Source organism: Alkalibaculum sporogenes, assembly GCF_009362815.1.
Lineage (GTDB): Bacteria > Bacillota > Clostridia > Eubacteriales > Alkalibacteraceae > Alkalibaculum_A > Alkalibaculum_A sporogenes.
Genome location: NZ_WHNX01000034.1, coordinates 1 through 24551, shown reverse-complemented (window position 1 = coordinate 24551; position 24551 = coordinate 1). Strand labels below are relative to the sequence as shown.

Below are 24551 nucleotides of genomic sequence, written 5' to 3'. Positions count from 1 at the left end.
CAAAATGGTAAAACAATAAGCTGGCCAACAGATAGTACATTTAAGACAGATGGTAAATACATAATAACAATAAAAGATAAAGCAGGAAATAGCGCCACATTTACATTTACAATAGACAAAACAAAGCCAAAAATAGTAGCCAAAAGTCCAACAGGTACTACGTATACAAATGGACAATATGTAAAAACTGACGCAAAGGTAACCTACTCAGATACAAATTACTCGAGCAGAAGCGTTACCCAAAATGGTAAAACAATAAGCTGGCCAACAGATAGTACATTTAAGACAGATGGTAAATACATAATAACAATAAAAGATAAAGCAGGAAATAGCGCCACATTTACATTTACAATAGACAAAACAAAGCCAAAAATAGTAGCCAAAAGTCCAACAGGTACCACATATAAAAATGGACAATATGTAAAAACAGACACAGTAGTAACCTATTCAGATACAAATTACTCGAGCAGAAGCGTTACCCAAAATGGTAAAGCAATAAGCTGGCCAACAGATAGTACGTTTAAGACAAATGGTAAATACATAATAACAGTAAAAGATAAAGCAGGAAATAGCGCTACATTTACATTTACAATAGATAAGACAAAGCCTAAAATTACAGTAAAGAGTCCAACAGGTACTACATATAAAAATGGACGACATGTAAAAACAGACACAAAGGTAACCTATTCAGATGCAAATTACTCAAGCAGAAGTGTTACAAAAAATGGTAAAGCAATAAGTTGGCCTACAGATAGTACATTTAAGACAAATGGTAAATACATAATAACAATAAAAGATAAAGCAGGAAATAGCGCCACATTTACATTTACAATAGACAAAACAAAACCTAAAATATCTGTAAAAACAACAAAAGGAGTTACAATAAAAAACGGAAGAACAAGTAAGCAATACATAAAAGCAACATACTCTGATGTTAACTACTCAAGTAGAAGCGTTACGAGAAATGGCAAAAACTATACCTGGCCATCAAAAAGTACTTTTAAGACAAAAGGAACCTATATAATAACTATAAAAGACAAAGCAGGAAATACAAGCAAATATAAATTTATCAGAAAATAGCCTCTGTCTAAAAGTTAAGAAAGCCCCCAAACCCTTAGATCCTACCCATTTAACCTGGGTAGTGGTCTAAGGTCTTTTTAATTGTCAGTGTTTTTCCTTATCATTCAGAGGTTCACCCATATGTCATTCAGAGGAGCAAAGCGACGAAGAATCTTAAGACCTCAAAGGAATCCCCAACCTCCAACGATAGTACTCTCTTGTCATTCAGAGGAGCAAAAGCGACGAAGAATCTTAAGACCCCAAACCCCAACCCCAAAAATACACCTAACCAGTGTCCTTTTCATAAACTATTAATATATATAATAAGTACCCCATTTTCAAGGAGGTGAATTTCATTATTCTTGAAGAACTAGTAAAAGAAATAAAAACCGGAAATAAAGGATTATCAGAACAGCTTATCATAGAACTAAAACCCTTAATTCTGTATACCATAAAAAAGTACGGTTATTACGACACCTTTGAAGAGAATTATCAAAGTGCTATGGTAGTATTATTTGAATCAATTAAAGAATTCGATCCATTAAAAGGAGTAACCTTTGCTGCCTATTATAAGTCGCAATTATTCTACTATTTTATGAATATAGTAAAAAAAGAAAAAGATCATATAGATTTCACACAAGAAACATCTTCACTAGATCAAATCCCAGAAGAAGAATACAAAACAATAGACTCTCATGTAGAAGATATCATATGGCGAGAAGAAAGGACTAAATTATACGCAGCTATAAAAAAACTAAGACCAAGACAAAAGTGGTTAATAGAATCACATTATTTTCAAGGGAAGAAGCTAATAGAATTATCGAAAGAATATAACCTTAACTACCAAGGCTTAGTAAAATTAAAAGCAAGATCTTTAATAACCCTAAAAGAATATCTGCAAAAACCACACAATATGTAAAAAAAACTACGGGGCGATTTGTAAATCGCCCCGTAGATAAATGAATATTTAATTTTAAAAATGTTAGTGTTATAATAATTAATAAATCAAATATATATATTATTTTTACGATATTTAGGGCAGCTAGATTTTTATGATAAGGAGGAACGATGATGAGTGAGTTGAAAGAATTTCAAACTATTTTACAAATCATAGTATCTCGATTAGCTCAAAATATTTCTAATGAGATGAATATTATAGACAAAGAAGCTTTAAACAGACTTTATGCATCTAAACTATATGAAAAATTAGAGCAGGAAGAAACAAAAGTATGGCATTTAAGTGTACCAACCTTATATAGTCTATTTATGGATGAACAAGAGGATGGGAAGATTATATTTCCAGAGGAGGCATAAGAGATGGATGATAAATTAGATTTTTTAGTTTATTGCATAGAAAATTATAAAAATGCAAAAGGCCTTAGAGGTAAAGAAACAATTGACCTTTTCAACAGATATCGAGTTTTAGATTATATTAATTCAAGTTATGAAGCCTTGCATACTACTGGGAAAGAATATATAATTGAGGATCTTAATATTTATATCGATGCCAGAAAACAAATAGATGCAAGAGGTATACAATAATTAAATCGAAGGGTACATATACTTTTTTATGTATTCTCCTCCCACAGACAAGCTACTTACAAGGTACAAGTCATCCTGTAAAGGTCCAATGGATAAGAATCTCATTATATCTTTAAAACTATATACCATGTAAAAAAAATGCGGGGCGATTTGTAAATCGCCCCTTAGAGAACTGATAATATATTACAAGAAAATACAAATACTGCGTTTATCAATGTTATAATATTTAATATATTCAAATACGTATATGAATTATGAATATAAAATAATATTATAGATGGAGGAATATTATGAAACTAAGATCATGGTTAAAATATTTTGTGTACATATCAATAATACTGCTAATTGTATATGCTGAGAACTATGGATTACAATACGTAAAAAGTCATATGACAGGTGGTTTCAATCTGCATATTATTATGAGTTTTTTACATATAGTGATTGGTGTAATATTAGGTTTAGATCATTTAGTTAAAGAGATAAAAAAACAAGGTGTTTGGAAAATTAATTTTCCAAAACTAATATTGATAGGGATACCTTCGCTATATTTTACTCTTTCATTTTATATCTATGGGTACCTATCTGCAATATCACTTCCTATTAATACTTTATTAGGAGGAGATACTGGGTTTATGACTGTCTTTAGAATAGTACTAGGGCATACAATCATTACAAGTTTTTATAAGACTGATAAAATATTTAAGTTTTAATTATTATGAATAAATCCAAGCCCTAAACCAGACGACTACCTTTATTCAATAGCACCTATACCTGAATGCTTTACTATCTCAGCTTTTCGTTCACCAGCAATCTTAGAAATCAAAGCGAAAGCAAAAGTTAAAATCACACTAATAACAATCAAAAGAAAATACCAAGGATAAGTATTAAACCGATTATAAAATCCGACACTTTCAAGAACCCTAATAACTATCCCATGCATAAGATAAACGTTTAGAGTTTGTCGACCTAATGTTGAGTAATAAGCTTGTCTTGTAGGTACAAAAATAAAAAAACAAAAACCGTATAAAATAGAAAGACTATAAGCAAGTAATCTGTATATACCTGCATACCAAGTAGTGTAACCCATATCAACATATGACGACCTTCCAAACAAGAGTTCAGAATCTAATAAATTATACTTTAATAATATATAAGAACAAATTATTGATACAGCAAGAATAATATATTTTGTCTTACTATTTTTCAAGAAAACTAAATGTTCTCTTTTAGTAAAGTAACCTAATAAAATAAATGGGAAAAAGACAAAAATTCTCGATAGACTTAAAAAAGTATCAAAACCACTATCATGTCCAACAAGTATACCCAATATAAAAGATATAGCTAAAATACCCTTAATGTTTTTAACATGCGGAAAAACCAAATGCCATGCAACAAGAGCCAACAAATACCAATAAGACCAATAAGGCGTAGAATATGAAATATAATTGGAGTCTACCATAATAAAATAATATATAGTTTGCATAATAAGATACAATAAAGAAAATTTTATAATAGATTTAGAATGATCTTTAGTGTGCTTCATAAAGTAACCAGTTAAAAAAACAAAAGCAGGCATATGAAATATGTATATGATTTTATATAAACAATATAAAGCTACAGATTCTCCAATAACAGGTTGAATAAAATGCCCTAAAACAACTAATATAATTAATAAAAACTTTGCATTATCAAAATAATAATCCCTACTAGATTTCTCTACCATCTATAAACACCTCAAATCAAAAATTCACAATAAAAATTATAACATATAAAACTTAATAATTACTGAAATAATTTGTCAGTTTCATATTCAAAATTTAAGCCACAAGATAGAAACCGTATCAACCATCCAACGCCATTCTGAGGAGCACCTCTCCTACATCGCCCAGATGAGTTCACCCTCCTGTCATTCAGAGGAGCACCTTTCCTACGTCACCCAGAGGACATTCTCCTCCTGTCAGAGCTATCCCTCCTGTGTCATTCAGAGGAACCGTCACTCCTGTCATTCAGAGGAACAAAGTGACGAAGAATCTTACTCCCCAAAAAAATAACTCCCAACTTACATGGGTTACTTTCTCTCTAAATTTCTATTTATAGTATGAGCACCAAAAAAAGAGTGCTTACAAGGAGGTGAATAAATGCCTGTAGAAGCAAATATCTTTAGTTCCAGACTACAAATTCGATACAATGTTGGAGTAGATGAAAAAGGAAATAACATTATAAGATCCAAAACCTATTCTAACCTTAAAGCTGATGTAACAGATGAAGCAATCTACGAAGTAGCAACAGCCATTTCCGATCTACAAACAAACACCCTAGAAGAAGTCCACAAAATACAAGATGTAATGATAATACAAGTATAAAGAACTATAATCACAATCCCAAGCAACTATCAACGCCATCCGAACAAAACTTACACCATCTATGTAACACCTGTCACCCAGAGGTCGCTCTCCTCCTTGTCATTCAGAGGAGTAAAGCGACGAAGAATCTCAACACCCCAAAGACTCACCCCGAACGTCATTCAGAGGAGCAAGGCAACGAAGAATCTCAACACCCCAAAGACTCACCCTCAAACGTCATTCAGAGGAGCGATGCGACGAAGAATCTTAAGACCCCAAAGCCCCACCTCCAAACGTCATTCAGAGGAGCGACGCGACGAAGAATCTCAACACCCCAAAGCCCCACCCCCGAACGTCATTCAGAGGAGTAAAATGACGAAGAATCTTATCACCAAATTAATTCCCAAGCCATTAAAAAAGGAGGTGTCATATGCCCACAGTACGTTTAGATATGAATTTTAAAAGAGCAGACGGAGCCAATAGTAAAATGACTATTGATCAAGCTAGAACAGATATCACACAAGCAGAAGTAAACAGCTTGATGGATCTCATAATAGCAAACTCACTATTTGAACCAAATGGATCACCCCTATCAGAAAAAGTAAAGATAGAATTAGTGACTACAGAAGTAGTAGAATTTGACGTAGTATAAAATATGCCTGCCTATCTCAGCGAGATAGGCAGGTTTTTACGATTACAAGATATCTATTACATGATAAAACCTTCTTTCAGTTGGTCAGGAAGTTCTAAAGTTTTCCCTGTCTACCGTCCAACTATCCAACTATCAGCCCCAATTTGTGTCCCGTAAAATAATAATGTATCAATACCCTTATAAATCCATAAGCTATAGTAGTATGTTTTACCATTGAGATATAGATCAAAATAGTGTAATATTGAGGAGAATCTAAGTAACAATATATAAAAAACTATGAATTTATAAAAACCTGCAAGGAAAAAAGTATAAAAGATAAAAGTAAGGTTTATAATTAATAGGGTGATAGTAGTTTTTCTTTTGCATTATTTCTTTACATAAATACACTTGTACAATTGTAATTCATTGTTGTATAATGTATAATGTTGTAATAAAAGTTAAGCTGTTAAATAAGTTTATTATTAAAAAAACAAACAATTACAGAAAATGAAAATATTAGTAACTGACAATGTAATGTTAACAAATCAATAAGATTTAGAGGTGTAGTGTGGATAAAATTAAAGGAAATAAGTCTGTAAAAAAATACATAGTAATAAAAAGATCTTTAGATATTTTTCTATCTCTAGTTGGTCTGGTTTTGTTATCTCCAATTATTCTTATAATAGCTTTATCTATAAAAGTTGATGATCCAAAAGGGTCTATTATTTTTACACAAAAGCGTGTAGGAAAAGGGAAAAGACACTTCAATATATTAAAATTTAGAACTATGAGAGCAGACACACCAAAAGAAATGCCTACACATTTATTAGAAAATCCAGACGAATTTATTACACGAGTAGGAAAAATACTAAGAAAAACCAGTCTAGATGAATTGCCTCAAATTATCAATATATTCAAAGGTGATATGAGCATTATAGGACCACGTCCAGCTCTCTGGAATCAATACGATTTAATAGAAGAAAGAGATAAATATGGAGCCAATGATATCCTACCCGGACTTACTGGTTGGGCCCAAATTAACGGCAGAGATGAATTGCCAATAGAGGTAAAGGCAAAACTCGATGGCGAATACCTTAATAAAATTAACTTTTTATTTGACGTAAAATGCTTCTTTGGGACGATATTTTATGTTGCTAAAAGTGATGGTGTTGTTGAAGGTGTATCTAAAACAACAAAAGCAAACGTTGTTGAGGAGAGATTGACTAGGTGATAAAAATACTAATAACAGGTGCTAATAGCTATATCGGTACAAGTCTAGAGAACTGGTTGGCAAAAGATCCTGATAAATATGTTACAGAGACTATTGATATGAGAGATGGATCATGGAAAATGAAAGATTTCTCCAAATTTGATGTTGTATTCCATGTTGCTGGAATTGCACATGTTAAGGAAACAAAAGAAAATCAAGATCTTTACTACAAAGTGAATCGAGATTTACCATACGAGACTGCTAAAAAAGCTAAAAACGAAGGTGTTAAGCAGTTTATTTTTTTAAGTTCAATGAGTGTTTATGGAGTAGAAAGTGGATTTATTGATAAGGATACTCCACTTAATCCAAATAGCAATTATGGAAAATCAAAACTTCAGGCGGAAGAGTTAATTGAATCTATAGTTGAAGATGATTCATTTAAATTGTCAATCTTACGACCTCCCATGATTTACGGAAAGGGGTGTAAAGGTAACTATCCTAGACTAGTTAAGTTAGCGAAGATAACACCTTTATTTCCTGATGTTGACAATAAAAGAAGTATGATTTATATAGATAATTTATCTGAATTTGTAAAACTACTAATTGATGGTTGTAGTAGTGGATTGTTTTTTCCGCAGAATAGTGAGTATGTGAAAACAAGCGAGATGGTTAGGTTAATTGCTAAATCATATGGGCAAAAAATTTATATGACTAAAAAATTTAATCAGATAATAAGGTTAATGAAATCTGGTACAATAAATAAGGTGTTTGGAGATTTGATATACGTACAAAGTATGAGTGTTTATAAAGTTGATTATCAAGTAAGAGATTTAATCGAATCAATTAAATTGACAGAAATGGAGCGTGAGCAATGATGAGTGATACAATAGGTGGATACATATCTGAAAATTTAGTTTCAGTCATTATGCCAACATATAACTGTGCGAATTTTATTGGAGAAACTCTTGATTCTGTTATAAATCAAACTTATAAAAATTGGGAAGTTATTATTATAGACGACTGTTCTACAGATAATACTGTTGAAATAGTAAAAAAATATATGTTGAATGATAAAAGAATAAAATATTATAAGCTTGATAAAAACTCTGGTGCAGCTGTTGCGAGAAACAAAGCTTTAGATTTTTCTGAAGGAAAGTATATGGCATTTCTTGATAGCGATGATATTTGGTTTCCTGAGAAATTAACAAAACAGATAGATTTCATGGAACAAAATAGATATAGTTTTACTTGCACTAGTTATACGAAGATTGATGAAAAGGGCAATAGTCTTAATCATATTATTAATGTTAAGAAACAAAGTGGATACAATGATATATTAAAAAAGAATCCTGGTAATTCAACAGTCATTTATAATGCATCTATATTAGGTAAAATCAAAATTCCTAATATTAAAAAAAGAAATGATTATGTTATGTGGCTAAAAGTTATTCGAAATGCGAATGTTTTATATGGAATAGATGAACCTTTGGCAAGTCATAGAATAAGAAATGGGTCATTATCTAAGAAAAAAGTTAATTTAGTTCTTTATCATTGGGTGGTTTACCGTAAAATTGAAAAATTATCATTATTGAAGTCAAGCTATTTAATAGCTTATTGGATTACTGTAACAATTTTTAAATTGAGATAAAATGGGGTTGAGAAATGAATATTACTATAGTCGGAATTGGTTATGTTGGATTGTCTAATGCTGTTTTGTTATCACAGCATAATAAAGTTATACTGTTAGATATTATTAAAGAAAAAGTAGATATGATTAATAAGAAAAAATCACCTATACTAGATAAAGAGATTGAAGATTATTTAGAAAATAAAAAATTAGACTTATTTGCAACTACTGATAATTATATTGCATTTAAAGATGCAGAATATATATTTATCGCTACACCCACTAATTATGATCCAGACAAGAATTATTTCAATACAAAAAGCGTGGAAACAGTGATTGAAAATGTGACATTAATCAATCCAGATGCCATTATAATAATTAAATCGACAGTGCCAGTTGGATATACAAAAATGGTTAGAGAAAAATTTAAGACTGAAAATGTTATCTTTTCACCAGAGTTTTTAAGAGAAGGTAAGGCGTTATATGACAACTTATATCCATCTCGTATTATTGTAGGTGAGCAATCAGAAAGAGCAAAAAACATTGCAAAACTTCTAGCTGACGGAGCTATTAAAAATAATATTGCCGTATTACTTACTGAATCAACAGAGGCCGAAGCTATTAAACTGTTTGCTAATACATATCTTGCGTTACGTGTTGCATTTTTTAATGAACTAGATACTTACGCAGAAGTTAGAGGCTTAGATACAAAACAAATTATTGAAGGTGTATGCTTAGACTCTCGAATTGGTACGCATTATAATAATCCGTCCTTTGGTTATGGAGGATATTGTTTACCTAAGGATACAAAACAATTGCTGGCTAATTATGAAGATGTGCCTAATAATATTATGGGAGCAATTGTTGATTCGAATAGAACAAGAAAAGACCATATAGCTGATAAAATATTACAAAGAAAACCTAATATTGTAGGGATATATAGACTTACTATGAAAATGAATTCTGATAATTTCAGACAGTCTTCTATCCAAGGGGTTATGAAACGTATTAAGGCTAAAGGGGTAGAAGTTGTGGTATTCGAGCCGACATTAAATGAAGAAACTTTTTATAATTCTAAAATAATAAAAGATTTTGAAAAATTTAAAAATATAAGTGATGTGATTGTAGCGAATAGAATGTCAGATGAAATTAAAGATGTAGCAGACAAGGTATATACAAGGGATTTATTTAGTACTGATTAAGAATTGTAAGCATTTGTACATGTGCGTATTATATTAAGCACTATAACAGGTATTTTCAATCAGAAAAGAGGTTCTATATTTGTTAACAAAAATAGAATTAATTAAAAATCAATTTTTGAAATTATGGGAAAAAGGTGCGTTTCATATATTCATAGGAAGTTTTTTGTCTAAATTTGTTGCATTTTTTGCTTCAATATTTCTAGTCAGGGTACTTTCTAAAAAATCATATGGAGTATTAGGTTATATAGAAAATATTTATGGATATGCTTATATTTTTGCTGGATTAGGTTTAGCATATTCGGTATTGCGATATATAGTTTTAGCAGATCATAAAGAAGAAAAATTTACATACTATAAATATGCATTAAATAAAAGTAGTCTTTTGAATTTTATCCTTATTTTTATTGTAGGATCAATTAGTTTTTTATATCCTCATCCTGTTGAATTTAAGTCAGCAAAGTGGTTACTAATAATCATGTTACTAGCTTTGCCGTTTCAATACATGATAGACATAAACAATTTTACATATAGAGCCATGTTTTCAAATAAGAGATATGCTATAACTACATTTATTACTACAACAGTATTAATAGCGAGTAGATATTTAGGAGCGGTTTTATATGAACTAAATGGAGTAATTGCGTCTAAAGTTATAATTAACCTTTTATTCGGAATATTGTTGACTATATTAACATATAAGTTATATTTTAGTAAAGTGACGATAAATGAAATATCTTTATTTAAGAAAAAAGAAATTAATAAATACTCTTTTCAATATATGGTGACAAATGGTGTATGGGCTATTTTCATGTTAAATGATGTTTTCTTGTTAGGAAGACTAGGTGGTGATGCGACCCTTATAGCTGATTACAAGGTCGCATATGTTTTACCAGGAAACCTTTCAATATTTGTTGCTGCTATCGGTATCTTTGTAGCACCCTACTTTGTTAGACATGAATCAGATTATAAATGGGTTAAGAAAAACTATTTTAAGGTTCTAGGTATATCGTCTAGCATTATTGCATTCCTCGTAGTACTACTGATAATATTTGCAGAGCCTGTTATAACGCTACTATATGGGTCACAGTACGTTAATGTCGTTCCAATTATGCGGTTGTTACTTATAGCGGCCTTTGCTAATTGTGGATTAAGGTTTACCACTGCCAATCTATTAGCGGCTATGGGACAGATTAAATATAATATGATAGTCTCTTTTACGGGGGTGATACTTCAAATTATTATTAATATTATTCTTATACCATATTATGGCGTAATAGGTGTTGCATATACAAGTATATTTGTGTACTTTATGATGGCCTTAATATTATTCATAGTGTTTGCTAAAAAGTATAGTCTTTTTAGTAAAATAAGTAGTTGATTTTGCATACTGATGAACTTAAATTCATAAATAATAACTAATATATATTTATTCGAGATATAATAATAGAAAGTAGGAGAAAAAATGGAGATACCATTAATTAATTTAAAAGAACAGTATAAAACAATCAAAGAAGAGTGCGATAAGAAAGTAATAGATATTTTATCATCTGCTAATTATATAATGGGAGATAATGTTAAAAAATTCGAAAAGGAGTTTTCGGATTTTGTTAAAGTTAAAAATTCGGTATCTGTAGGGAATGGAACAGATGCCTTAATAATAGTGCTTAAAGCACTTGGGATAGGTGAAGGTGATGAAGTAATAACAACACCGTTTACATTTTTTTCTACAGCTGAAAGTATATCATTTGTAGGAGCAACACCTATATTTGTTGACGTTGACAAGGATACATTTAATATTGATTCATCAAAAATAGAAGAAAAGATAACATCAAAAACTAAAGCTATTATGCCAGTGCATATCTTTGGACAAGCGTGCGATATGGATGAAATAAATAGAATTGCAAAAAAAAATAATCTTAAAGTTATAGAAGATGCATGCCAAGCAGTTGGTGCAAAATATAAAGGTAGAAATGCAGGAGCATTAGGCGATATAGCATGTTTTTCATTTTTCCCTACTAAAAATTTAGGATGTGCGGGCGATGGAGGAATGATAGTAACTAATGATGATGATTTAGCAACTATCTGTAGAGGGATTAGAACGCATGGTAGTGGAGAAAATGGGCAAAAAGCTTATAATATTATAAATAATATTATCAATAACGAAGTACAACTTGATGAATCTAAAGACAATACTATTTATAATCCACTTAAATATTTCAATTACTTAATTGGACATAATTCAAGATTAGATGAAGTACAAGCTGCAATACTAAGAGTTAAACTTCCATTGTTAGATGATTGGAATAGAAAAAGAAGAGATAATGCACAATATTATAGTAAAGGATTATCAAGTACAGGTTTAATTACTCCCATAGAGAAAGATGGTATGACACATGTTTATCATATGTATATCCTTCAGTCTGAAAAAAGAGAACAATTAGTTGAGTATCTAAAAGAAAATGGTATCGCTACTGGAATTTATTATCCTGTCCCTATACACCTACAAAAAGCTTATAAAGAATTAGGATACTTAGAAGGTTCATTTCCTATTGCTGAATATCTTTCTAAAAGAACTTTTGCTATACCTATGTTCGCTGAATTAAAAACAGAAGAAAAAGAATATATAATTACAATAATTGAAAGATTCGGAAAAACATATGAATGAAAAAAAATACTTTGTACATGAATCAAGCTACATAGATCAACCTTGTCGAATTGGAGAAGAAACAAAGATATGGCATTTTTCTCATATTATGAAAAACTCTATTATAGGACAAAGGTGTAATATAGGTCAAAATGTAGTAATATCATCTGGTGTTAAAATAGGCAATAATGTTAAGATTCAAAATAATGTATCTGTATATACCGGAGTAGTATGTGAAGATGATGTGTTTCTAGGTCCATCTTGCGTATTTACTAATGTAATTAACCCTAGAAGTTTTATTGAAAGAAAAGATGAATATAAAGAAACTACAGTAAAAAAAGGTGCTTCAATAGGAGCTAATGCCACAATAGTATGTGGTTATGATATTGGAAAATATGCATTTATTGGTGCAGGAACAGTGATTACAAAAGATGTACCAGATTATGCTTTGTTAGTAGGAAACCCAGGAAGAGTCATAGGATATGTATGTGAATGTGGTGATACACTCCAAAAGATCGATAATGAGTATAAATGTAATTCATGTGATAAAAAATATATAATTATCAATGAAAATTTAGTACCGAAGGAGTAAATATTTATGTCAAGTGAAATAAAAAAAATACTATTACAAAAAATTAGCGATAAATCTGCAGTAGTGGCGGTCATAGGCTTAGGATATGTTGGACTTCCCCTTGCAGTTGAAAAAGCTAAAGCTGGATATAAAACTATTGGATTTGATGTTCAACAGGAAAAAGTGGTAATGGTTAATAAGGGAGAAAATTATATAGGTGATGTTGTCGATACTGAATTGAAGGATATTGTAAACGAAGGGTTATTATCTGCAACGAGTGATTTTTCAATTGTCAGCGAAGTGGACTTTATTGCTATATGTGTACCAACGCCCTTAGATAAATATAAACAACCGGATATTAGCTATGTAAAGAATTCGACTATAGAAATCTCTAAATATTTAAAAAAAGGGTCTATAGTAGTATTAGAGAGTACTACATACCCTGGTACTACAGAAGAATTACTATTACCAATACTTGAAGAAGGTTCAGGATTAGTATGTGGTGAGGATTTCTATTTAGCTTTTTCTCCAGAAAGAGTAGATCCAGGAAATTTAATTTATAAAACGAAAAATACACCTAAAGTTGTAGGTGGAGTAGGTCAAGATGCAACAGAAATTGCTGCGACAATGTATAGAGCAGTGCTAAATAGCGATATATTCGAGGCTTCATCTCCAAAGGTTGCTGAAATGGAAAAAATCTTAGAAAATACCTATAGAAATATTAATATAGGATTAGCCAATGAAATGGCAATTTTATGTCATGAAATGGGAATCAATGTGTGGGAAGTAATCGATGCTGCTAAAACAAAACCATATGGGTTTCAGGCATTTTATCCAGGACCAGGTCTCGGTGGACATTGTATACCTCTAGACCCGTATTATTTAACTTGGAAAGCGCGAGAATATGATTATCATACACAATTAATTGAAACATCAGGTATTATTAATGATAGTATGCCACAATATATCATAGATAGAAGCAGTAAAATATTAAATAAATTTAAAAAATCACTTAATGGTTCAAAAATATTAATACTAGGAATAGCTTATAAACAAGATATTGATGACTATAGAGAAAGTCCTGCTTTAAAAGTTATTGAAAATTTTGAAGAACAAGGAAGTATAATAGAATACTTCGACGCGTATGTGGATTTATATAAATTTAAAGGAAAAACAAAAGAAGGAATCAAAGAACTATCTGAAAAAGTATTAAAAGAAACAGATTTAGTTGTAGTCACAACTGCACATTCAAATATAGACTATGATTTTGTACAAAAAAATTCTAATTTTATATTTGATACAAAAAATGCTATGAAGGATGTTAATAATAGAGACAATATAGAATTGTTATAGGAGTTGTACAAATGAAAATATTAACAATTATAGGAGCAAGGCCACAATTTGTTAAAGAAGCAATTATTCAAAATGAGATAAGTAAATATAATGATATAAAGGAGATTGTAGTTCATACAGGGCAGCATTATGATAACAACATGTCAGGAATTTTCTTTGATGTATTAAATATGAAAAAGCCAGAATATAACCTTGGAATAAAGGCATCTAAACACGGTGAAATGACTGGCAAAATGCTTATTATGCTTGAAGACATAATGATTAAAGAAACACCAGATATTGTTTTGTTATACGGTGATACAAATTCTACTTTAGCAGGAGCAATTGCAGCTTCAAAACTAAAAATAAAAATAGCGCACGTTGAGGCTGGACTTAGACAAGAACCAAAAGATATGCCAGAAGAAACTAATAGGGTTTTAACGGATAGGATTTCAGATTATCTCTTTACACCTAGTGAGTTAGGTATTGAAAACCTAAAAAGAGAAGGTATCACGAATAATGTTTATTTTACTGGAGATGTTATGTATGATGTGTTTCTGAAAATGAAACCCAAATTTGATTATTCTCTGCTTTCTATATTAAACCTTGAAAAAGATAAATATATAATGATGACTATGCATAGAGATTTTAATGTTGATTTTCCTGAAAAGTTAGAAAAAATTCTTAAAGGAGTCAATAAAATTTCAAATGAAATGAAAGTGGTTTTGCCACTGCACCCCAGAACAAAAAAAAGAATAAAAGAATTTGGATTAGAGCAAGAAATACAAAATGTCAAAATTATAGAACCGATTGATTATTTAAAGTTAATGGGGTTAACAGAAAATTGTTTTAAAGTTATAACGGATAGTGGTGGATATCAGAAGGAAGCATATTTTGCTGGGAAACAGGCTGTTATTATAATGCCAGATACTAGTTGGAGAGAGTTAACCGATTCTGGACTGAATAAACTAACTAACGAAGAGAATATATATAATCATATAGTAAATATTGAGAAAAAAGACTATGTAAAGGACATTTATGGTAATGGTAAAGCAGCAGAAAATATAATATCTATTTTAAAAAAATCTTAAATATCGAATGAAAAGAGGAATTTAAGTGGAAAAGCTAAAATTTGCTATTGTAGGGTGTGGCAGAATATCATATAAACATGTAGAAGCATTAATTAATAATTATGAAGATGCAGAGTTAGTTGCGGTATGTGATATTATAGAAAATAAGGCAATTGAGAGAAAAAAACAATATGAATGTTATACAAAAAATAATAAAGTTGTAGTCTATACGGACTATATACAAATGTTGAAAAAGGAAAATATTGATGTAGTAAGCATTGCTTCTGAAAGTGGATACCACGCAAAACACGCTATAGACTGTATTAATAACGGTACCCATGTATTGGTTGAAAAACCGATGGCCTTGTCATTAACAGATGCAGATGATATGATTTTAACTGCTAAGAAAAAGGGTAAGAAAATTTGCATTTCACATCAAAATAGATTTAATCCTCCTATTCAGAAACTTAAAAGGGCTATAGATGAAGGTAGATTTGGAAAAATAATTAATGGAACAGCAAGAATACTATGGACTAGAGACGATAACTATTATAAGCAAGCTCCTTGGAGAGGAACTAAGAACTTAGATGGTGGCACATTAATGAACCAATGCATCCATAACATTGATTTGCTTCAATGGATGATGGGTTCGGAGGTTGAAAGAATACATTCGGAAAGAGATACATTTTTGAGAGATATCGAAATGGAGGATTTTGGGGCGATACTGATAAGATTTAAAAATAAATCCATTGGATTAGTTGAGGGGAGCGCATGTGTGTATCCTAATAATCTTGAAGAGACCCTAAGCATATTCGGAGAAAAAGGTACAGTGGTTATAGGAGGACTTGCAGTGAATGAAATTAAAACATGGAATTTCTCTGATATACAAGATTACGATAATGTAGATGAAAGTATTGAAATAGATAGTGTATATGGTGAAGGTCATACTCCACTTTACAAAGATTTTATTAATGCAATAATTAATAAAAAAAATCCTTTAGTCACCGGAGAAGAAGGTAAAAAAGCAATTGAAATAATTTTAAAAGCTTACGAATGTTAAGTATAGAATGCTAGTGGGAGGAAAGTATGTGTAAAGTATGCCATATTACAAGTGCACACACAAGATACGATATAAGGATTTATTCTAAGGAATGTACAACTCTAGCAAATAATAATTATGAAGTAATACTATTAGTAAATGATGAAAATGATGATGAATTTATTAATAATATTTTTATTATGTCAACTAAATTTATCTCTAAGAATAGGTTAGACCGGTTCATGTTTTCTAGAAAAAAACTATATTTAAAAGCATTAGAGGTTGATGCGGATATTTATCACCTTCATGATCCAGATTTACTACCACTTGGTAATAAACTTAAACTACTTGGTAAAAAAGTAATATTCGATTCTCATGAGGATGTACCAGCTCAAATTAAAGATAAACAATGGATACCTAGGATAATCAGAAATATAATTTCCAATTTTTATAGGATGTATGAAATTTATTCTATAAAGAATTTTGACGCTGTTATAAGTGTAACACCACATATTGTTGATAGATTCTTAAAAAACAATTCAAATTCAGTAATGATCACTAATTTTCCTATAATAGAAGATATGGTTAATGTAGAAAGAAACACAGCAAATTCAATATGTTTTGCTGGTGGAATAAGCGAGCAGTGGAATCATGATAAAGTAATTATTGCTATTGAAAAAATACAAGGTATCAAGTACATCATTGCTGGAAAAAGTTCAAAAGAATATATATCATATTTGGAAAAACTACCTGCTTGGGACAAGGTTGACTATATAGGGGTAGTACCACATTCTGAAGTGAAAAACATATATGATTCCTCTATTGCTGGAATGGCTTTAAATTATTCTACACAAGCAAAAAAAGAAGGAACGTTAGGGAATACTAAGCTTTTTGAGTTCATGCAGGCGAAGTTACCAATCATATGTTCAAATTATAAGTTGTGGAAGGAAATAATGGAAAAATACAACTGTGGTATATGTGTAGATCCACATAATGTAAATGAAATAAAAGAAGCTATTGAATACTATATAAACAATCCTCAAGAAGCAATTAAAATGGGACAAAATGGCAGGATTGCTGTAGAAGAAAAGTATAATTGGAAAACTCAAGAAGTGATTCTATTACAATTATATAAAGAAATTGTTTTATCTAAATAAGGAGTTAATTAACTATGGGTTTTGTTGTACATAATTTTATGTTTTGGGTTATATATGTGAGTGTGATAATTATTTCTACTACATTTGTATTAAATAGTAATATAATATTAAATAAATTTAGTATAGGTTCAGTTGTTTATTATAGCTTGATTATTTTTGCTTTCATAGGTTACCCTGCTATATATTATAAAATAATTCCTTACTATGTTAATTCTGGATTAACAAACAATTTGATAATAAGTAAAATGTTTATTATAAGTTCATTAGTGATAATACAATTTTTCTTAGGATATTATGTATGTTCAAAATACATAGATAGGTTTAGAATTAAGGTTAATAAAAGTAATGTAGCTAAGATTCAAGAACTAAGTAAAAGTTTATGGCTAATTATTTTTATTACATGTATTGGAGTACTTATTTACTACTTAGGAAGAGTACCAAATATTGCGTTATTTGAAGCAATTAAAGGTAGTACAAGCATAGAAATTGCTCAGTCAAGAAGTGAAATGACTAATGCTTTTGATAAATATCATAGATTCAGGCTTTTTTTTAAGACTATACTTCCTTTTATGTCAACTATATCACTTTTAGAAATGATTAGAACTAAAAAGAAGTTTTGGATATTATCTTTTATTATTTCTTTTATTTCTGTATGCTTTGCATTATTAATCGATACACAAAAAGCTCCAATTATATGGTATGTGATTTCAATAGTTGCAGTAATTTTGGTTTACTATAATAGAAAAATAGATCTAAAATTTTTAATAAAGATCACTATTTTAATGTTAGTAGTGTTGTTTATTAGCTATATTGTTTTTATGGGGTCAAAAATTCATATCGAAACTGTAATATCTCCAATTAGAAGAGGTCTGACTGGTCAAATTATACCATTCTATCATTATATAGAAATTTTTCCAGATTTAATACCATTTCAATATGGTAAGACTTTCCCTAATCCTAGAAGCATATTTCCATTTGAAAATTTTAATTATACAGTAGAAATTGCTAATATAGTCAATAAACAGAGAGAAGGGATTACTTCTTCAGTTCCTACTGCTTTTTGGGGTGAATTATGGATTAATTTTGGTTGGTACGGTATATTTGTAATTCCAATCATATTTGGTGCATTTGTTTATGTATTACATTATATTTTTAATAGAAATAGGGAAAGAACTACAATAGAAATAGCATTAATGGTTTGGGTAGCATTAGAACTAAAAAATCTTGCTTTTACAGGTTTTAGTGGATATTTATTTCCATTTGATGCGTTTTTTATAGTTACTATATCTTTAGTATTTTATTTATCAAGTATAAGGTTTAGAATTAGGAAAAATTGATGATTAGATGAGGTGATTCAAATAATAAAGGTATTGATGGTTGTTCAAAATAATTTTGTCAATGATTCAAGAATAATCAAGGAAGCAAATTCATTAGGCAAAAATGGATATAAAGTACTAGTTCTAGCATTACATGAAATAGGGCTTAAGGAAATAGAAAAATTTGAATATTTTGATGTAGAGAGAGTTCATTTAATTACAAGAAATAAATTGAGTAAATTAAACGTCTATGCTCAATCTATAAAATACATAGAATTTTTTAATAAATGCATTAGGCGTGCAAAAATATTTCAACCAGATATAGTACATTGTCATGATATATACACCTTACCTATAGGTGAAAAGATAAAAAAAATATGTAAGTGTAAGTTTATATATGATTCACATGAACTATGGAGTGATGTTTCTCATAGAAAGAGCTCTTATATATATACTTCATTCAAAAACAATTTAGAAAAAAAAATAGTGAAAAAAAGTGATGCAGTTATTACAGTTTGTAATTCAATAGGTAATAAACTAAAAGAACAATATAATTTAGATCAAAAGATCGTAATAGTAAGAAATATACCACTAAAAAGAGATTTACAACAAGATAATGATATTTTTCGAAAAAAATATAATTTGGATTCAGAAAAAAAAATATTATTATATCAAGGTGGAGTTCAAGACGGTCGTGGAATAGAAAAAATTGTTAGAACAATGAGATATCTTGACTTTAAAATTATATTAATTATTTTAGGAAATGGTAGTTTGATACCTGATTTAAAACACCTTACTAAAGAATTGAAAATAGAGAATAGAGTGTTTTTCCATGATGCTGTTAGTCAAGAAATATTATTAGATTACACTAGTTCAGCTGATCTAGGGATACATCTTATGGAAAATACATGTTTGAATCATTACTATGCTCTTCCAAATAAAATATTCGAATATATCCAAGCCAACATTCCAATTGTATGTAGCGACTTTCCTGAAATGAAGAATATTATCATCAATTTTAAAATAGGAGAAGTTGTAGACCCAACAGATGAAAGTAAAATAGCAAAGGTTATTAATGATGTAATGTTAAGTCAAGATAAATTTGAGATTTATAAAACCAACTGTAAAAATGCAAAAGATATTCTTAATTGGGAAAATGAAGAAACCATCTTATTAGAATTATATAGAAATATTTCAGTGAGTGTGTAATTGCTAATAAGTTTTGTAAGTTTATAATATTGATAATATATGGTACAATTAATTATATATAGAATGAATATTGTTACAGTTTTTGGTTTGTTAGTAGAGTGTGTCGAAATTACATATAGGATAGAATCAGTGATTAGTAAGAACTATTACCAAAAACATGCAAAAATTAATATCCATATAAGATACAATGAATAGTACAAAAACATATAATATTATCTTTATAAAACGTTTTTTGTCTGAATTTGACAGCGATAACTATCTAAATTAATTACTTGTAGAAAATCGGCAAAAGCTCTAATAACTATTCATTTCTCAATTACTGAAATAGTAAAAAAAGGGGGAAAAAATGTATTATAAAAAAAAGATAAGTAAAGTACTAATTGCAATACTTATTACTTGCTTTATAACTCAAAATATTAATTTTACTCAAATTTTAGCTCAAGAAACAACGCCAATTATGGGTGAGTCACAAGCAAGTAAAGAACAAATGGTTCAATATTATACTGAAAATTCTGATGTTACATATCCACAAGAATTTCTTGATAAAAATATTGATTTAGAAAAGTTTGTAGGTTTAATTTACGACGAAGCAGTAGTAGAGGGAGTAAGAGCGGACGTAGCTATTGCACAAATAATAGTAAATACAAATTGGCTTAAATTTGATGGAAAAGTTAGTATTAACAATAATAATTTTGGTAGTTTAAAAAATCTTGATGGTATATATGAGACATTTAATTTCATACAAGAAGGGATAAGAGCTAATATACAACATCTTAAAGCACATGCAAGTACTGAACCATTAAATAAAGAATGCGTTGATCCAGAATATGATTTAATAGAGCCAAAAGGTTTATCCCCTAATGTAGAAGATTTGGAAAATGAAGATTCGGAATATAGTAATAAAATTGTTAACATATTACAACAAATAATTGGTACACAAATAACACTATCAACAGATAACGAACTATATGAAGATAGTAATTCAACTAATGAAGAAAAGAATTCTACAGAAGAAGAAGATTCAATACTGGAGAATACAGAACAAAAGTCCAGTATAGCAACTATAACAACTACAGAAGTACAGTCAAGTGAGACTACAGATAAAACAATAGAAGTAACAGTAGATGTGTTAAACATAGACGGAACAGGATATACAGGAAATACGCATACTATAAGGTCAAGTGGTACAAGTGAAAATGGAGTATTGTATCAATTCTGGGTTAAAGATTTAAGCACAAACAAATGGACGATGATACAAGACTATAGTAAGAGTAGTGCACGGTGGACACCGACGAAACCAGGAAAGTATCTATATGGAGTACATATAAAAGATGAAAAAAGTGGAGAAAAACTAGACGCACATTTATATAAAGAGATAACAATAAAAAAAATAGAAGTAACAGTAGATGTGTTAAACATAGACGGAACAGGATATACAGGTAGTAGTCATATTATAAGGTCAAGTGGCACAAGTGAAAATGGAGTATTATATCAGTTTTGGGTAAAAGATTTAAGCTCAAACAAATGGACAATGATACAAGACTATAGTAAGAGCAGTGCACGGTGGACACCAACGAAGCCAGGAAAGTATCTGTATGGAGTACATATAAAAGATGAGAAAAGTGAAAAAAGTCTAGATGTACATTTGTATAAAGAAATAATAATCAAACCAATAGAAGTAAAAGTAGACGTGTTAAACATAGACGGAACAGGTAATATAGAAGGTACCCATATTATAAGGTCAAGTGGTACAAGTGAAAATGGAGTATTGTATCAGTTTTGGGTTAAAGATTTAAGCACAAGCAAATGGACGATGATACAAGACTATAGTAAAAGTAGTGCACGGTGGACACCAACGAAGCCAGGAAAGTATCTGTATGGAGTACATATAAAAGATGAGAAAAGTGGAGAAAGATTAGATGCACATTTGTATAATGAAATAACTATTAAGCAAATAGAAGTTGATGTTTTAAATATTGAAGGACCAAAATTAGTAAGAGGTACTCACATCATAAGAGCTGGTGCTAAAAGTACAAATGGAGTATTATATCAGTTTTGGGTTAAAGATTTAAGCACAAACAAATGGACGATGATACAAGACTATAGTAAGAGTAGTGCTCGGTGGACACCAACAAAGCCAGGAAAGTACCTATATGGAGTACATATAAAAGACGAGAAAAGTGAAAAAAGTCTAGATGTACATTTGTATAAAGAAATAACTATTGAAGCAGCAATAGTAAATAGTTTATTATTGAAGGGTCCAGGATATAGTGGAAGTAGTTACGTTCTTGAAGCCACTGGTTCCAGTGAAAATGGAGTATTATATCAATTTTGGATCAATGATTTAAGTGAGAATAGATGGGTTGAAGTACAAGGTTATAGTGAGAAAAATACTTATAACTGGATACTTGAAAAAGAAGGTCAATATAAGGTTGGAGTTCATATAAAAGATAAAAAAAGTAATTTAAGAGTAGATGCACATTTATATAAAGATATTAAAATTAATTTAGCGACAGTTAATAGTCTAGAGATTGTAGGTTCAGGTTATACTGAAAGCCCATTAAAGATTAGTGCTGAAGGATCCAGTAAAAATGGAGTATTATATCAATTTTGGATCCAAGATTTAAGTAACAATGAAAAGACTATAATACAAGCATATAGTGAAATTAATAATGTAAGCTGGACACCAGAAGGTGTATCCAAAAACTATTTGTACGGAGTAGATATAAAAGATATAAAAAGTAAAGAAACAGATGTATCACAGTATAAAACTATTAATTTAATGCAAATCAAAGACTATTCCATTAATAATTTAGATTATAATGAGTTGCCATATGTAAATGAAGAAATAATTTCTTTGGATGAGATTAATTATAATGTGGATGAGGAAGGCATACCGATTTATAAAGGATCAGATGGAGAGCCATATTATCATCCAGTAGTTATATCACAAAGAATCTTTCCATTAATTGATGGATACGTAAAAACTAATGATAGTGAATATTTAGAACGTGCTGAATTGTTCGCAAATAAGTTATATGATTTAGGATTAAAGATTGATGAAAAAGTATTTTTCCCATATACTTTCGACTTTGCATTACATGGCCATCAAGAAAATACAATGAAAGCACCTTGGTATTCTGGAATGGCTCAAGGACAAGCACTTACGGTTTTTTCAAGATTATACAATGTAACTGGTAATGAATTATATTTGCAAAAAGCACAAGAAACATTTAATACTTTTGAACCAACATATGAGGTAACACAGAATCCATGGGTAGTTTTAATTGATGAAGAAGGTTATTTGTGGATTGAAGAGTACCCTCATGATGGTGGGACACAGGCGTTAAATGGATTTATATTTGCGATATATGGAGTATATGATTATTATATGATTACAAATGATGAAAAAGCAAAAGAAATTTTACAAGCATCTATTAATACAATAGAAGAATATATTGAAGATTACAGAAATGAAGGTGAAATAAGCTATTACTGTTTGGATCATAAAGTGAAAAGTGATAGATATCATATGATTCATATTGAACAATTAGAAATGTTATATAAATTTACTGGAGAAAATTATTTTAACGAAATGTCTAACAATTTTAAGAGTGATTATAGTAAATAATGTAAAATAGTATTTATAATAGTTTGAAATTAATTATAAATTGAAAAAGTGTCTAAATAATACTTGAAATGGAGAATGAGGATGTATTATAAAAAAAAGATAAGTAAAGTACTAATTGCAATACTTATTACTTGCTTTATAACTCAAAATATTAATTTTACTCAAATTTTAGCTCAAGAAATAAACCCAATTATGGGTGAATCACAAGCAAGTCAAGAACAAATGGTTCAATATTATACTGAAAATTCTGATGTTACATATCCACAAGAATTTCTTGATAAAAGTATTGATTTAGAAAAGTTTGTAGGTTTAATTTTCGATGAAGCAGTAATAGAGGGAGTAAGAGCGGACATAGCCTTTGCACAAATAATAGTAAATACAAATTGGCTTAAATTTGATGGAAAAGTTAGTATAAATAATAATAATTTTGGTAATCTAAAAAATCTTGATGGTACATATGAGACATTTAATTTCATACAAGAAGGGATAAGAGCTAATATACAACATCTTAAAGCACATGCAAGTACTGAACCATTAAATCAAGTATGTGTTGATCCAGAATATGATTTAATAGAGCCAAAAGGCTTATACCCAAATGTAGAAGATTTGGAAAATGAAGATTCGGAATATAGTAATAAAATTGTTAACATATTGCAACAAATAATTGGTACACAAATAACACTATCAACAGATAACGAACTATATGAAGATGAAAATGAAGATAGTAATTCAACTAATGAAGAAAAGAATTCTACAGAAGATTTAATACTAGAGAATACAGAACAAAAGTCCAGTATAGCAACTATAACAACTACAGAAGTACAGTCAAGTGAGACTACAGATAAAACAATAGAAGTAACAGTAGATGTATTAAACATAGACGGAACAGGATATACAGGAAATACGCATACTATAAGGTCAAGTGGTACAAGTGAAAATGGAGTATTGTATCAATTCTGGGTTAAAGAT

The 24551-nt window shown here is 29.8% G+C and carries 22 protein-coding genes and 1 pseudogene; 22 read left to right on the top strand and 1 reads right to left on the bottom strand.

Annotation, left to right across the window (positions count from 1 at the left end; genetic code table 11):
- From GC105_RS16975 to GC105_RS14460, 5 genes are all read left to right on the top strand, one after another.
- Positions 1-1080: hypothetical protein (locus GC105_RS16975; protein ID WP_207706987.1), on the top strand; the 1080-nt coding region annotated here is incomplete at its 5' end.
- 325 nt (positions 1081-1405) lie between these two features.
- Positions 1406-1978: a sigma-70 family RNA polymerase sigma factor gene (locus tag GC105_RS14475; protein WP_152806280.1), complete on the top strand. Its 573-nt coding sequence runs from the start codon at positions 1406-1408 to the stop codon at positions 1976-1978.
- Positions 1979-2130: 152 nt separating this feature from the next.
- Positions 2131-2373, top strand: a complete 243-nt coding sequence (locus tag GC105_RS14470; RefSeq protein WP_152806277.1) for a hypothetical protein — start codon at positions 2131-2133, stop codon at positions 2371-2373.
- Positions 2374-2376: 3 nt separating this feature from the next.
- Positions 2377-2601: a DUF3791 domain-containing protein gene (locus tag GC105_RS14465; protein WP_152806275.1), complete on the top strand. Its 225-nt coding sequence runs from the start codon at positions 2377-2379 to the stop codon at positions 2599-2601.
- Between the two features lie 290 nt (positions 2602-2891).
- Positions 2892-3311, top strand: coding sequence for a hypothetical protein (locus GC105_RS14460; protein ID WP_152806273.1), 420 nt, complete (start codon positions 2892-2894; stop codon positions 3309-3311).
- A 41-nt stretch (positions 3312-3352) separates the two neighbouring features.
- Here GC105_RS14460 and GC105_RS14455 read toward each other — a convergent pair whose 3' ends face one another.
- Complete coding sequence (locus GC105_RS14455; protein ID WP_152806271.1) at positions 3353-4324, bottom strand: acyltransferase family protein; 972 nt, start codon at positions 4322-4324, stop codon at positions 3353-3355.
- A gap of 415 nt (positions 4325-4739) precedes the next feature.
- Between GC105_RS14455 and GC105_RS14450 the strand changes: the two genes are divergently transcribed.
- The 17 genes and pseudogenes from GC105_RS14450 to GC105_RS14370 form a co-directional block, all read left to right on the top strand.
- Positions 4740-4964: a DUF1659 domain-containing protein gene (locus tag GC105_RS14450; RefSeq protein WP_152806270.1), complete on the top strand. Its 225-nt coding sequence runs from the start codon at positions 4740-4742 to the stop codon at positions 4962-4964.
- 409 nt (positions 4965-5373) lie between these two features.
- Positions 5374-5595 (top strand): DUF2922 domain-containing protein, encoded by a 222-nt coding sequence (locus tag GC105_RS14445; protein ID WP_152806268.1) that lies wholly within the window; start codon positions 5374-5376, stop codon positions 5593-5595.
- 547 nt (positions 5596-6142) lie between these two features.
- Positions 6143-6805 (top strand): sugar transferase, encoded by a 663-nt coding sequence (locus GC105_RS14440; protein ID WP_343030051.1) that lies wholly within the window; start codon positions 6143-6145, stop codon positions 6803-6805.
- Positions 6802-7659: an NAD-dependent epimerase/dehydratase family protein gene (locus GC105_RS14435; RefSeq protein ID WP_343030050.1), complete on the top strand. Its 858-nt coding sequence runs from the start codon at positions 6802-6804 to the stop codon at positions 7657-7659. The genes GC105_RS14440 and GC105_RS14435 overlap by 4 nt, the downstream gene beginning before the upstream one ends.
- On the top strand, positions 7656-8432 hold the full coding sequence (locus tag GC105_RS14430) for a glycosyltransferase family 2 protein (RefSeq protein WP_246169853.1): 777 nt from the start codon (positions 7656-7658) through the stop codon (positions 8430-8432). Before GC105_RS14435 ends, GC105_RS14430 begins: the two co-directional genes overlap by 4 nt.
- Before the next feature lie 14 nt (positions 8433-8446).
- Entirely contained in the window at positions 8447-9613 is a 1167-nt protein-coding gene (locus GC105_RS14425; protein WP_152806265.1) for a nucleotide sugar dehydrogenase, read from the top strand.
- 79 nt (positions 9614-9692) lie between these two features.
- A complete protein-coding gene (locus tag GC105_RS14420; protein ID WP_152806262.1) occupies positions 9693-10991 on the top strand; it encodes an oligosaccharide flippase family protein in 1299 nt (432 codons plus the stop codon).
- Positions 10992-11075: 84 nt separating this feature from the next.
- A complete protein-coding gene (locus GC105_RS14415; protein ID WP_152806260.1) occupies positions 11076-12278 on the top strand; it encodes a DegT/DnrJ/EryC1/StrS family aminotransferase in 1203 nt (400 codons plus the stop codon).
- A complete protein-coding gene (locus GC105_RS14410; protein ID WP_152806258.1) occupies positions 12271-12849 on the top strand; it encodes an acyltransferase in 579 nt (192 codons plus the stop codon). Before GC105_RS14415 ends, GC105_RS14410 begins: the two co-directional genes overlap by 8 nt.
- 6 nt (positions 12850-12855) lie before the next feature.
- Complete coding sequence (locus tag GC105_RS14405; protein ID WP_152806256.1) at positions 12856-14181, top strand: nucleotide sugar dehydrogenase; 1326 nt, start codon at positions 12856-12858, stop codon at positions 14179-14181.
- Between the two features lie 11 nt (positions 14182-14192).
- Entirely contained in the window at positions 14193-15251 is a 1059-nt protein-coding gene (gene wecB / locus GC105_RS14400) for a non-hydrolyzing UDP-N-acetylglucosamine 2-epimerase (RefSeq protein ID WP_152806254.1), read from the top strand.
- Between the two features lie 25 nt (positions 15252-15276).
- Positions 15277-16290, top strand: a complete 1014-nt coding sequence (locus tag GC105_RS14395; protein ID WP_343030049.1) for a Gfo/Idh/MocA family protein — start codon at positions 15277-15279, stop codon at positions 16288-16290.
- Positions 16291-16316: 26 nt separating this feature from the next.
- Positions 16317-17426: a glycosyltransferase gene (locus GC105_RS14390; protein WP_152806252.1), complete on the top strand. Its 1110-nt coding sequence runs from the start codon at positions 16317-16319 to the stop codon at positions 17424-17426.
- A gap of 14 nt (positions 17427-17440) precedes the next feature.
- On the top strand, positions 17441-18763 hold the full coding sequence (locus tag GC105_RS14385) for an O-antigen polymerase (protein WP_152806250.1): 1323 nt from the start codon (positions 17441-17443) through the stop codon (positions 18761-18763).
- Between the two features lie 12 nt (positions 18764-18775).
- Positions 18776-19951 (top strand): glycosyltransferase, encoded by a 1176-nt coding sequence (locus tag GC105_RS14380; RefSeq protein ID WP_152806248.1) that lies wholly within the window; start codon positions 18776-18778, stop codon positions 19949-19951.
- A 346-nt stretch (positions 19952-20297) separates the two neighbouring features.
- A complete protein-coding gene (locus GC105_RS14375; RefSeq protein WP_152806246.1) occupies positions 20298-23582 on the top strand; it encodes a D-glucuronyl C5-epimerase family protein in 3285 nt (1094 codons plus the stop codon).
- Positions 23583-23663: 81 nt separating this feature from the next.
- Positions 23664-24551, top strand: a pseudogene (locus GC105_RS14370) (glucosaminidase domain-containing protein); the annotation flags it as partial.